This is a genomic window from Micrococcus porci (assembly GCF_020097155.1).
Lineage (GTDB): Bacteria > Actinomycetota > Actinomycetes > Actinomycetales > Micrococcaceae > Micrococcus > Micrococcus porci.
The window spans coordinates 427,509-439,471 of record NZ_CP083691.1; the positions used below are offsets into that span (position 1 = coordinate 427,509).

At 74.4% G+C, this 11,963-nt stretch carries 12 protein-coding genes; 8 read left to right on the forward strand and 4 right to left on the reverse strand.

The window, feature by feature from the left end; translation table 11 throughout:
- Window positions 1–72 precede the first annotated feature (72 nt).
- A complete protein-coding gene (locus tag KW076_RS01970) occupies window positions 73–1,707 on the forward strand; it encodes a glycosyltransferase family 87 protein (protein WP_224355984.1) in 1,635 nt (544 codons plus the stop codon).
- On the opposite strand, the gene KW076_RS01975 is transcribed toward KW076_RS01970, so the two are convergent.
- Entirely contained in the window at window positions 1,698–2,021 is a 324-nt protein-coding gene (locus KW076_RS01975; protein WP_224355985.1) for a hypothetical protein, read from the reverse strand. The genes KW076_RS01970 and KW076_RS01975 overlap by 10 nt on opposite strands.
- Window positions 2,022–2,084: 63 nt before the next feature.
- Between KW076_RS01975 and KW076_RS01980 the strand changes: the two genes are divergently transcribed.
- Window positions 2,085–3,542: a M18 family aminopeptidase gene (locus tag KW076_RS01980; RefSeq protein ID WP_224355986.1), complete on the forward strand. Its 1,458-nt coding sequence runs from the start codon at window positions 2,085–2,087 to the stop codon at window positions 3,540–3,542.
- A 119-nt stretch (window positions 3,543–3,661) separates the two neighbouring features.
- Here the strand turns inward: KW076_RS01980 and KW076_RS01985 are convergent, their stop codons facing one another.
- Entirely contained in the window at window positions 3,662–3,892 is a 231-nt protein-coding gene (locus KW076_RS01985) for a DUF559 domain-containing protein (protein ID WP_224355987.1), read from the reverse strand.
- Window positions 3,893–4,713: 821 nt separating this feature from the next.
- On the opposite strand from KW076_RS01985, the gene rpsF reads away from it, so the two are divergent.
- From rpsF to KW076_RS02010, 5 genes are all read left to right on the forward strand, one after another.
- A complete protein-coding gene (rpsF, locus tag KW076_RS01990) occupies window positions 4,714–5,019 on the forward strand; it encodes a 30S ribosomal protein S6 (protein WP_224355988.1) in 306 nt (101 codons plus the stop codon).
- A 61-nt stretch (window positions 5,020–5,080) separates the two neighbouring features.
- Window positions 5,081–5,662, forward strand: coding sequence for a single-stranded DNA-binding protein (locus tag KW076_RS01995; RefSeq protein WP_224355989.1), 582 nt, complete (start codon window positions 5,081–5,083; stop codon window positions 5,660–5,662).
- 200 nt (window positions 5,663–5,862) lie between these two features.
- Complete coding sequence (gene rpsR, locus KW076_RS02000; RefSeq protein WP_224355990.1) at window positions 5,863–6,102, forward strand: 30S ribosomal protein S18; 240 nt, start codon at window positions 5,863–5,865, stop codon at window positions 6,100–6,102.
- Window positions 6,103–6,130: 28 nt separating this feature from the next.
- Complete coding sequence (gene rplI, locus KW076_RS02005) at window positions 6,131–6,595, forward strand: 50S ribosomal protein L9 (RefSeq protein WP_224355991.1); 465 nt, start codon at window positions 6,131–6,133, stop codon at window positions 6,593–6,595.
- A 365-nt stretch (window positions 6,596–6,960) separates the two neighbouring features.
- Window positions 6,961–8,268 carry an NAD(P)/FAD-dependent oxidoreductase gene (locus KW076_RS02010; protein WP_224355993.1) on the forward strand — a complete coding sequence of 436 codons (1,308 nt, stop codon included), beginning with the start codon at window positions 6,961–6,963 and terminating at the stop codon, window positions 8,266–8,268.
- A 60-nt stretch (window positions 8,269–8,328) separates the two neighbouring features.
- On the opposite strand, the gene KW076_RS02015 is transcribed toward KW076_RS02010, so the two are convergent.
- Window positions 8,329–9,498 carry a succinylglutamate desuccinylase/aspartoacylase family protein gene (locus KW076_RS02015; protein WP_224356757.1) on the reverse strand — a complete coding sequence of 390 codons (1,170 nt, stop codon included), beginning with the start codon at window positions 9,496–9,498 and terminating at the stop codon, window positions 8,329–8,331.
- 101 nt (window positions 9,499–9,599) lie between these two features.
- On the reverse strand, window positions 9,600–10,187 hold the full coding sequence (locus KW076_RS02020; RefSeq protein WP_434084350.1) for an ATP-dependent zinc protease family protein: 588 nt from the start codon (window positions 10,185–10,187) through the stop codon (window positions 9,600–9,602).
- Between the two features lie 26 nt (window positions 10,188–10,213).
- Here KW076_RS02020 and rimK point away from each other — a divergent pair, with 26 nt between their 5' ends.
- Window positions 10,214–11,452, forward strand: coding sequence for a 30S ribosomal protein S6--L-glutamate ligase (rimK, locus tag KW076_RS02025; protein WP_224355994.1), 1,239 nt, complete (start codon window positions 10,214–10,216; stop codon window positions 11,450–11,452).
- Window positions 11,453–11,963: the final 511 nt, after the last annotated feature.

Here is an 11,963-nt window from a genome sequence, read left to right on the forward strand (position 1 = left end):
ACGCCGCGTGACGCGGGCCGACCCGGCCGCGAGAGGGCCGTACGGAGTCCCGCGGCTTCCTAGGATGGGGGCATGTCCTCGTCCCCCGCGCCCGGCGCCGCCCCCGACGATCCGCCCGCTCCCGCCCCGCAGGCGCGGCCGGACGTCCCCGTGGGAGCGCACCGCGCGCCGCGGCACGCCCTCACGACGCCGCCCCCCGGTTCCGCTGAGGGCGCACCGTCGGCGGGGTCCGGGGCGGTGGAGTCCGACGAGGCGACCCCCGAGGGGGAGGTGGACCCGCGCGTCGTGCCGGCGCCGGGGGACCGGGGCGGACGCTTCGCGATCCCGGGGGGCCTGGCGGCCAACGGCCGGGGTCGCGGAACCGGCGCGTGGGCGGGGCCCGTGGCCCTGACGGCCCTGCTAGTGGCGCTGGGGGCGATCGCCACGGTGCTCCAGAAGTCGCCGTGCCTGCTGCACGGCTGGGGTGCGCCGAACGTCTACTACGCGGGCTGCTACTCGGACTGGGCCGCGCTCTACGGCGGGCGCGGGTTCGCCGCGGACCCCTGGGCGCCGTTCCAGGCCGGATCCACGTTCGAGTACCCGGTGCTGATGTCCCTGGTGGCCTCCGTGGGGGCGCAGCTCACGCAGTGGCTGCCGTTCCCGGCGAGCGTGGGCACCGTGGTGTTCTGGTGCGTGAACCTGCTGTTCGTCGTCGGGCTGTGGGCGGCCACCGCCGTGCTCACCGTGCGCACGGCGGGCCGGCGCTGGACGGACGGGCTCATGGTGGCGGTCGCCCCGGGGATCATCCTGGCGGGCACCGTCAACTGGGACCTGTGGGCCGTGGCGCTCATGGCCTGGGGCATGTGGGTGTGGCTCCGCGGGCGGCCCGGCTGGGCCGGCGTGCTGTTCGGCCTGGGCGCCGCCACCAAGCTGTACCCGCTGCTGATCCTCGGCCCCCTCCTCATCCTGGCCGTGCGCTCACGCCGCTTCGGGCCCTTCCTGAAGGCCACGGGGGGCGCCGTGGCCGCGTGGCTGGCCGTGAACCTGCCCCTGATGCTGACCCACTTCGAGTCCTGGAAGGTGTTCTTCACCTTCTCCGCAGAGCGCGGCCCGGGGCTCTCCAGCGTGTGGCACGCGTGGGACGTCGTCGCCGCGCAGGCCGGCTGGGCGGCGGTGCCCGACGAGCGGCTGGGCATGTACGCCTACGGCGCGTTCGCGGTGTGCTGCCTCGGGATCTTCGTGCTCGGCGTGGTCGCGAAGCGCCCGCCGCGGCTGGCGCAGCTGACGTTCCTGGTGGTCGCCGCGTTCGTGCTGACCAACAAGGTGTACTCCCCGCAGTTCGTGATCTGGCTGATCCCGCTGATGGCGCTGGCCCTGCCCCGCTGGAAGGACTTCTGGGTGTGGCAGACCGTGGAGGCGCTGCACTTCTTCGCCGTCTGGATGTACCTGGCCAAGGGGGCCTCCGGGTCCATGCCGCAGCACTCCATGGACGACTCTGTGTACGTGGCCGCGATCCTCGCCCACATGCTGGCCGTCCTCTGGCTGTGCGCCCGCGTGGTCCTGGAGATCCTCGACCCCGACGACGACCTCGTCCGCGGCCCGGGCGGCGATCCCGCCCGGGACCCCGAGGACCCCTCCGCGGGCCCGGCAGACCCGGGGATGACGGGCGTGCGCCCGGTGCGCGAGGCCGTGGCCGCCGGGGTGGGGGCGGCCTCGGCTCAGGCGTAGTCCCAGCGGTGCACGGGACAGTCGGGGTCCGGGACCGCGCCGTCCTCGCACGTGCAGCGGGCGCCCGAGGCCACGGTGGCGGCCTTCATCTGCTCCCGCCACGCCGCGTGCGGATCCTGCGCCGGGTCCGCGGGGAGCCGGCCGGGGGAGGGGGCGCCGTCGCCGTCGGGGAGCGCGGAGGCGTGCCCGGGGCCGTCCGGGAGGCGGTCCCGGTCCCGGGTGAAGCCCATCCGCACGATCAGCCACCCGCCCACGGCCCACAGCACGAACAGCGCAGCGCCGACGCCGGCGACCAGCAGGACCTCGTTCGGCACGGGCGGGCTCCTTCGGGAGGGGACGGGGTCCCTCCAGCGTAGGCGCGCGGTAGCGTCAGGACCATGAGCACCGTGACCTCCGAGAGCACCGTGACCGCCGCCGTTCCGGGCGCGCCCGCCCTCTCCGCGCACCTGCAGGACCTGGCCGCGTTCGTGCAGGCCTCCCCGTCCAGCTTCCACGCGGCCGCGGAGGTCGCCCGCCGCCTCGAGGCCGTCGGCTTCACCCGCGTGGACCCCGCGCAGGACCTGCCCGCCGCTCCCGGCGGCTACGTCAGCGTCACCGACGGCGCCGTCCTCGCCTGGATCCTCCCTGAGGCCCTGGCGGAGCGCGCCGCCGACGCCGTGCCCGTGTTCCGGCTGCTCGGCGCGCACACCGACTCCCCCGGGTTCAAGCTCAAGCCGCAGCACCTCACCGTCACCGCCGACGGCTGGGTGCAGGCCGGCGTCGAGGTCTACGGCGGGCCCCTGCTGAACTCCTGGCTGGACCGCGAGCTGCGGTTCGCCGGGCGGCTGGCACTCGCGGACGGCCGCCAGGTGCTGGCCGCCACCGGCCCCGTGGGGCGCATCCCGCAGCTGGCCATCCACCTGGACCGCTCCGCCAACGACGACCTCACCCTCGGCCGCCAGCGGCACACCCAGCCGATCGTCGCCGCGGTGGCCGGCGCCCCGGACGCCGCGGGCACGGACGCCGCCGACGGCGCCTCGGCCGATCCCGTCGTGCGCCTCACCGGCGACATCCTCGAGCTGCTCGCCGCGCAGGCCGGCGTCGACCCCGCCGAGGTGCGCGGGGCGGACGTCGTGGTCGCGGACGCCCAGCAGGGCGGCGCGTTCGGCGCCAACGGCGAGTTCTTCGCCTGCGGGCGGCTCGACAACCTCTCCTCCGTGCACGCCGGGCTCCGCGCCCTCGAGTCCCTCGCCGCCGACGCCGACCGGGCCGGGCGGGGCGTCGTCGTCGCCGAGGGCGTGGCGGGGGAGGCCGCGGGCGCCCCGGTGATCCCCGTGCTCGCCGCGTTCGACCACGAGGAGGTCGGCTCCGCGACCCGCACCGGAGCCGGCGGCCCGCTGCTGGAGGAGCTCATGGGCCGCCTGCTGTCGGCGTGCGGGGTGACCGGCCAGGGCGCGGCGCGCTCGCGGGCCGGCTCCTGGCTGCTCTCCGCCGACGCCGGCCACCTCGTCCACCCGAACTACACGGAGCGGCACGACCCCGTGAACCACCCGCGCGTGAACCACGGGCCGCTGCTGAAGATCAACGCGAACCAGCGCTACTCCACGGACGCCGCGGGGGAGGCCGCGTTCGCGCGGTGGTGCGCGGCGGCGGGGGTGCCGTTCCAGCGGTTCGTCTCGAACAACGACGTCCCGTGCGGGTCCACGATCGGCCCGATCTCCGCGACGCGCCTGGGCGTGCGCACCGTGGACGTGGGCATCGGCCTGCTGTCCATGCACTCCGCGCGGGAGATGTGCGGCGCGGACGACCCCGCCCGCCTGGCCGCCGTGGCGCGCGCCTTCTTCGCGGGGGTGTGAGGGGGCGGAGGCTGAGGGGGCGGGACCGCGCGGCGGAGCCCGGCCGCGTACCTCCCCATCGAGTGGCTTCGCGTTCCGCCTGATCGGCGCGATCCGGTGGAACGCGAAGCCACTCGACGTCAGCATGACCACCGGGCGAGGGCGGCGCCCAGCCGGCCCAGGAACACCTCCCACCCCTGCGGCGTCCAGACGTCGCGGTCCACTCGCAGCACCACCCAGCCCAGGGCGCGCAGCTCCTCGTCACGGCGCATGTCCCGCCGGTACTGGTCAGCATCCTCGAAGTGGTGGGCCCCCTCGTACTCGATGGCGACGCGCGCCTCGCGCCACACCAGGTCACGGGGCCCGTCCACCTCGTTGCGCCCGTCCGTCTGTCCGGGCCCAGGGGCACGCGCACGTTGAGTTCCGGCTCCGGCACTCCCGCCGCCACGAGCCGAAGCCGCAGGCGGGACTCCATCGGAGAGTCGGAGCCGGAGCGCGTGTGCTCGAGCGCCGCGAGGATCCGCCGTTTCCCGCGCAGGTTCGCCCTCCCCTCGACGACGGCGCGCAGCCCGGTGAGGTCGGCGAGCGGGTGCGCCACGGGGAGGGCGGCCTCGCCGCGGGGGCCGTCAGGCCGGCGCAGCAGGGAGTCCCCGGCGATGGTCAGCTCCTCCACGCCGAGACCGCCCGCTGCGAGATCGGTCCAGGTCCACGCCGGAGACGTCACTGACCATGCCGCCCGGCCCGCGCCCATCTCCCAAACATGCTCCGCCGCCAGTGTCATGCGGTGGCCGACGACGCCCGCGCGCAGGGGCCGCTGCCGCCCGCGCAGCCGAGTCACGTGGGCCTCCTGCGGACTTGCCGAAGGGAGCCAGATGCCCCACAGTGCGGCGGCGGTGGCGTGGGTGACGACGACGCTGCGATCCGCACGGGCCACCGCGACCGCCAGCTCGGCCGGGGTCGGCTCCTCGCCGCGGCGCCGCGCATCGCGGGGGTCGACGGGCCGGGCGTCCGGGGCACCCCGGCCCGGCCGGCCCGGGTGGCATAGTCCACAGCCCACCCGGTTGCCGCCGGTGGTAGACTTGCCAGGATTCCCTGCGTGCCGCCAAGAGTGTGGACTGACGCGCGGGGGACGAGCACAGAACCTCCTGCCACGGAGAGACCGTGGCCGCAAGCCCAGAGGAGGTGGGTTCGCATGCGTGCTTATGAGCTGATGGTGCTGATCGACCCTGAGGTCGACGAGCGCACCGTGGAGCCGACCCTGAAGAAGTACCTCGAGGTCGTCACGAACGCCGGCGGCACCGTCGAGAAGATCGATGTGTGGGGTCGTCGCAAGACCGCCTACGAGATCCAGAAGAAGTCCGAGGCCATCTACGTGGTCGTCGACTTCACGGCCGAGCCGGCCGCCACCCAGGAGCTGGACCGCGTCCTGAACCTGAACGAGACCATCCTGCGCACCAAGATCATCCGCCCGGAGGAGCAGAAGATCTCCGCCGAGTGATCTTCCCCCGGGTCGGGACACCCCCGCCCGCACACCCCACCCCGCGAACACAGGAGTGACCATGGCCGGAGAGACCGTCATCACCGTGGTCGGCAACCTCACCGCCGACCCCGAGCTGCGCTTCACCCCGAACGGCGCCGCCGTCGCGAACTTCACCGTCGCGTCGACGCCCCGCACGTTCGACCGTCAGACCAACGAGTGGAAGGACGAGGAGGCCCTCTTCGTCCGCTGCTCGGTGTGGCGCGAGGCCGCTGAGAACGTGGCCGAGTCCCTGACCAAGGGCATGCGCGTCATCGTCCAGGGTCGTCTCAAGGCCAACTCCTACCAGGACCGCGAGGGCAACAAGCGCACGTCCTGGGAGCTCCAGGTGGACGAGGTGGGCCCCGCGCTCAAGTTCGCCACCGCCAAGGTCACGCGCTCGCAGCGCGGTGGCGGCGGTGGCGGTGGGTTCGGCGGCGGCCAGCAGGGCGGCGGCTTCGGCGGCTCCCCGCAGGGCGGCGGCGGCTTCGGCGGCGGCCAGCAGCAGTCGGGCGGCTGGGGACAGCCCTCCGGTGGCGGCCAGTCGGCCCCGGCGCAGGACCCCTGGTCCGGCAGCGGCGGCGGTGGATGGGACACCCCGTCCAACGGCGAGCCCCCGTTCTGATCGACCCCGGCTCCCCCGGAGCCGTCGTCCCGACCCGGGACACCCGCAGGACACCCGTCCGGGCGTTCGTCGCCCGGAGGCCCGCCCCGGCTGGCCACATCCCCGCACCGCGGCACCGCCGCGGCGCACCCTCGCGCCGAGCGCGGGGATCCCATCCCGCAGAACCGTTCTGCGGGCTCCCAACAAGAAGGAGCACCACGATGGCGAAGGCTGAACTCCGCAAGCCCAAACCGAAGTCCAACCCGCTCAAGGCGGCGAAGATCACCGAGATCGACTACAAGGACGTCGCTCTCCTGCGCAAGTTCATCTCGGACCGCGGGAAGATCCGCGCCCGTCGCGTGACCGGCGTGACCGTCCAGGAGCAGCGCAAGATCGCGCAGGCCATCAAGAACGCCCGCGAGGTCGCCCTGCTGCCGTACGCCGGCGCGGGCCGCGGCTGATCGAGCGAGCGAAGGAGAGGAATCCAAGATGGCAAAGCTCATCCTGACCCAGGAGGTCCCCGGCCTCGGCATCGACGGCGACGTCGTCGAGGTGAAGAACGGGTATGCCCGCAACTACCTGCTGCCCCGCGGTTTCGCGACCGTGTGGACGCAGGGCGGTGAGAAGCAGGTCGAGTCCCTGAAGGCCGCCCGCGCCGCGCGCGCCACGGCGAACCTCGAGGAGGCTCAGGCCCTGGCCGCCAAGCTGCAGTCCGCCACCGTGCGCATCGACCGCAAGGCCGGCGCCGAGGGCCGCCTGTTCGGCGCCGTCCAGGCCGCCGACGTGGCCGAGGCGATCGAGGCCGCCGGCCTGGGCTCCGTGTCCAAGCGTTCGGTGACCCTGCCGAACCACATCAAGACCGTGGGCAACCACGAGGCCCAGGTCCGCCTGCACGACGAGGTCACCGCGACCGTCGCCCTGCAGGTCGTGGCCGCCAAGGGCTCCAAGAAGTGATCGTCCGCTTCTGAGCCGGCCCCCTCACCGGGGCCACGCCGACGCCGCCCCGTCCCCTCCGCGCGAGGGGGCGGGGCGGCGTCGTGCCCGGGGCCCGGGCCGTCCCCGCGGGATCGGGGCACAATGGCAGGCATGTCCCCGGCCGCGCAGCCTCCCGCGCCCTCCGGCGCCCACCCCGCCTCGCAGCGGCTGTGGACGCGCCCCTTCGTGTTGGTGGGGGTCACGTACTTCTTCCTCGCGATGATCTTCTACTCGCTGATGACCGCGGTGTCCGGGGGCGCGCGTCGGGCGGGCCTTCCCTCCGCCGCCGTCGAGGGGGATGATTTTCTTACAAAAGTGAAGGACCGTTCCGAGGAGGTTCGACCATGTCCGAGCAGAAGACCACCACCCCCGACCTGGACCCGACCGGCCAGGCCATCGCCACGCAGGCCCCGCTGGCCGAGCGCTACGACCACGTGATCGTGGGCGGCGGCATGGCCGCCGCGAAGGCCGTGGAGTCCATCCGCGAGCTCGCCCCCGAGGCGAGCGTCGCCGTCGTGAGCGCGGACACGGCCGCCCCGGTGTACCGGCCGGACCTGTCCAAGACCCTGTGGGCGGACGCGGACGCCCACGTGGAGGACTCCATCCTGGCCACCCCGGACTCGGAGGGCACGGCCCCGGGCGAGCGCACCGCGTACCGCCTGGGTGCCGAGGTCACGGCGATCGACCCGCAGGCCCACACGGTGACCGTGGACGGCCGGACGGTGGGCTACGGCTCGCTGCTGCTGGCCACCGGCGCGGAGCCCGTCGCCGCGGGGATCCCCCAGAGCGAGCGCGTGCACACCTACCGGACCGTGGCGGACTACCGGCGCCTCAAGGAGGCCTCCGGCCCGGGCACCACGGCCGTCGTGGTGGGCGGCGGGTACATCGGCACGGAGCTCGCCGCGGGCCTGACCATGGCGGGGACGGACGTCACCCTGGTGGTGCCGCACCGTCCGCTGCTGGCGCGCATGCTGCCCGCCGAGCTCTCCGCCGCGGTCGAGGCGACCTTCCAGGAGAAGGGCGTGCGGATCGCGGAGGGCCGCCTGGCCTCCGCCGCGGAGTCCGGCGACGCCGTCACCGCCCGCCTCGAGGACGGCACCGAGCTGCGCGCCGACCTGCTCGTGCTCGCCCTCGGCGTCCGCCCGCGCGCCACGCTGGCTGAGGCCGCCGGCCTCGCGCTCGCGGACCAGGGCGTGCGGGTGGACGACCGCCTGCGCACCTCCGCCCCGGACGTCTACGCGGCCGGCGACATCGCCACGTTCCCGGACGCCCTCCTGGGCGAGCGCCGCGTGGAGCACGCGGACGCCGCCGAGACCCAGGGCGCCACGGCCGGCCGGAACATGGTGGGCGCGGACCAGGCGTACACGCACACCCCGTTCTTCTGGGCCGACCTCTTCGACTACGGCTACGAGGCCATCGGCGAGCTGGACACCCGGCACCGCACGGTGGTGGACCTGGCCACCGGGGAGGACGGCCGGCCCGACCCCTCCACCGCGGTGGTGTACTACGCGGACGAGGCCGGCCACGTCCGCGGCGTCCTGCTGTGGAACGTGTGGGACTCCGTGCCCCAGGCCCGGGCGCTCATCGAGCGGACCGCCCAGGAGCCGGTCGCGGACCTCGGCTCGCTGAAGGGCCGCATCCCGCTCGGCTGACCGGACCCCTCCCGCGCACGACGCCGGCCGCCCCCACCCGGAGGCGGCCGGCGTCGTGCGTCAGGGCGTGGCCGCCGGCGGCGCCTCGGCCTCGGGATCGCCCTCGGCGACCGAGGGGGCGGTGCGCCGGCCCGGGGACGGGGCCGGGAACGTGCCGGCGGGGCGGCCGTCCAGCTCGCCGATGTGCACGAGCGCGTCGCCGCGGTGCACCAGCGGGGCCTCGGTGCGGCCGAGGACCACGCCGGTGAGCTCGGCCTTCACGTCCGACCGGCGCCGCCCGAAGGAGTCGTAGAGCGCGCCGATCCGGTCGCCGGCCGTCACCTGCTCGCCCAGGGCGACGTCCAGGTGGACCAGGCCGTCCGCGCGTGCGCGCACCCAGCGGGAGTGCCACACCCGGTGCGGGGCGGCCAGGTCCCCGTCCACCACGTCCGCGTGCACGCCGCCGGTGTCCCTGCCGGTCGCGTCGAGCGCCTCGGGCACCTCCGTGGTGCGGTCCTCGGGGACCTCGCCGGGCAGCGGAGCCGGGGCGTCCACCGGGGTGGCCAGGCCCACGTCCTCGGCGGCCACCATGCCCAGGGCGGCCAGCACGCGCAGCACGCCCTCCACGCCGGGGGAGATCGCGTACTCGTCGAACCGCCAGGCCTCGCCGGCCTCGTAGAGGAGCACGCGGGCCCCGGTCTCCCGGGCGGCCGCGCGCAGGGAGCCGTCCCGCAGCCGGGCGTGGAAGAGGACGGGGGCGCCGAAGGACTCGGCGAGGGCGCGGGTGCGCGGGTCCTCGAGGTCGCAGCGGATCTGCGGGAGGTTCGAGCGCCGGTCCGCGCCGGTGTGCAGGTCGATCCCCACCTCGCAGCGCCTCACCACCTCGCTCATCATCAGGTGCGCGATCCGCGCGGCCAGCGAGCCCCGCGCCGCGCCGGGGAAGGACCGGTTGAGGTCCCGGCGGTCCGGGAGGTAGCGGTCCCCGGTCATCACGCCGAGCACGTTGACGATGGGCAGGGCCAGCAGGGTGCCCCGCATCCGGGAGGGCTTCAGCCGCTCCAGCACGCGGCGGACGATCTCGATGCCCGCCACCTCGTCCCCGTGGACGGCCGCGGAGACCCAGACCGTGGGGCCGTCCTCGCGCCCGTGCAGCACGTGCACGGGCAGGGTGACCTCCGCGCCCGTGACCAGCCGGGAGACGGGCAGGGAGACCTCGTGGCGGCGGCCGGGGCGGACCTCCACGCCCGCCAGCTCGAAGGGCGCGCGGGACGCACGACGCCGGCCGGTCGCCTTCTCCGCGGCGGCCTCGTCCCCGGTTCGGCCGCCGCGGTCCGGGTCCTTCTGGGGGGCGCTCACGCGTGGCCCCGGTTGCGGCGGCGCACGCCGCGCGGGGGCTGGCCGCCCAGGTAGGAGGCGCCCGGGTCCACGAGGAAGCCCTTGGCGAGCGCGGTGCGGCCCACGAGCATGCGGAAGCCCATCTCGTCGCGGTGTGTGAGGGTGACCTCGGCGTCCACGGTGCGCCCGGCCAGGCGCAGCGGCATCATCACCACCACGCGCTCCTGGACCTCGCCGTTGGAGGAGCGGACGGCGCGCAGGTCCGCCACGGGCAGGTCCACGGTGCGGGCGTCGGCCGCGGAGGCCTGCCAGGGGTGCACCTCGAACCACACCCGCGCGGCCCCGTCTGCGCCCGTGTACCGCTCGATCCCGAACGCGTGCAGTGCCGACGTGCGGGCGCCCGTGTCGATCTTCGCCTTGATCCACGGCGTCATCGCCTCGGGCAGGCCCACCCACTCGCGCCAGCCCACCACGACGCCGGTCGCGGCCTCGCGCACGGGGCGCGCGTCGGCGTCGGCCTGCGCGGGGCGGGGGGCGGCGTCGTGCGCGTCCCCGTGGGGCGGACGAGCGGCGGCGCGGCCCGGGGTGTGGTTGGATTCCGTCACGTGACCCATCTTGGCAGGTGCCCCCGGTGAAGCTCGCGATCCTCTCCCGTTCCCTGCGGGCCTATTCCACGCAGCGTCTGAAGTCGGCGGCGCTGGACCGTGGGCACGACGTGAAGGTCCTCGACACCCTGCGATTCGGGATCGACCTGGCCGGCGACGAGCCGGACATGATGTTCCGCGGCAAGCCGCTCTCCAGCTACGACGCCGTGCTGCCGCGCATCGGCAACTCGGTGACGTACTTCGGCACGGCCGTGGTCCGCCAGTTCGAGCAGATGGACGTGTACACGCCCAACACGGCCGCGGGCATCATGAACTCGCGGGACAAGCTGCGCGCCTCGCAGATCCTCTCCCGGCACGGGATCGCCCAGCCGGCCACCGTGTTCGTGCGCAACCGCGGCGAGGTCTCCACGGCGATCGACATGGTCGGCGGCGCCCCCGTGGTCATCAAGCTGCTCGAGGGCACCCAGGGCATCGGCGTCATCCTGGCTCCCACCAAGAAGGTGGCCGAGGCCATCATCGAGACCCTCCACGGCACCAACCAGCAGGTGCTGATCCAGCGGTTCGTGGAGGAGTCCAAGGGCAAGGACGTCCGCGCCCTCGTGGTGGGGGACCGCGTGGTGGCCGCCATGCGCCGTCGCGCGCAGGGGGACGAGTTCCGCTCCAACGTGCACCGCGGCGGCACCGTGGAGCAGGTGGAGCTCAGCGAGGAGTACGCCGAGACCGCCGTGCGCGCCGCCCACATCATGGGCCTGCGCGTGGCCGGCGTGGACATGCTGGAGGGCGAGGACGGTCCCCTGGTCATGGAGGTCAACTCCTCGCCCGGGCTGGAGGGCATCGAGCGCGCCACCACGCTGGACGTGGCCGGGGCGATCGTGGACTACATCGCGGACCAGGCCGGGTTCCCGGAGGTGGACGTGCGCCAGCGCCTGGCCGTGTCCACCGGGTACGGCGTGGCGGAGATCGCTGTGCTGGCCGGCTCGGACATGGCCGGTCAGAGCATCGAGGACTCCGGCCTGCTGGAGAAGGACCTGCAGGTGCTCACGCTGCATCGCGGCGCCTCCGTGTTCCCCAATCCCGCGGACTCGAAGGTCCTCGAGGAGGGCGACCGCCTGCTCTGCTTCGGCAAGACGGAGAACATGCGCGCGCTCATCCCGGCCCGCTCCCAGCGCCCCAAGCGGGTGAAGAAGCTGCCGAAGAACCCCATCATCGAGGCCCCGCCCGCCGAGCCGGCGGTCCGCCCGGACGCGGAGTCCGGGGAGAGCTGAGCCCCGCCCCCACGGGCGACGGCGGGGCAGTGAACACCCGCGGCGGGGGCCGCGTCAACGCGGCCGTCCCCAGATCGAACGGATCTGTCCACAGAAGTTGTCCACACGTGTGGACGACGCGGGCGGCGGTGTGGAAAGAAGGCCTGTCAGACGGGTGGCGGTGGGGTTGTTCACCTCGAATCCACCATCTGTCAAGTCGTCGGAGCGGGCCGAGGCGGGGTGGAAAAACTTGGGTGCACCTTCCTTCCTGCTGCATCGTCCCATGTCAGAGTCGGATGGGCCGCGGATCCGAGGAGTTCTCCCCAGGGTTCTCCCCAGCATGTGCACACGACACGCCGCCGAATCCCCATGTTGTCCACACAGGTTGTGGAAAACGCGGTTGCCCGACCTCCCCGCCGCGCGTAGTGTCCCGTGGTATCCCCAACGCGAGGGCGGGTATTGGCCGCAGGTGACCACTGACAGGCGCGCATCCGTCCAGACCGTCGCCCCGGGGACCGCCACGTCCCCGCCT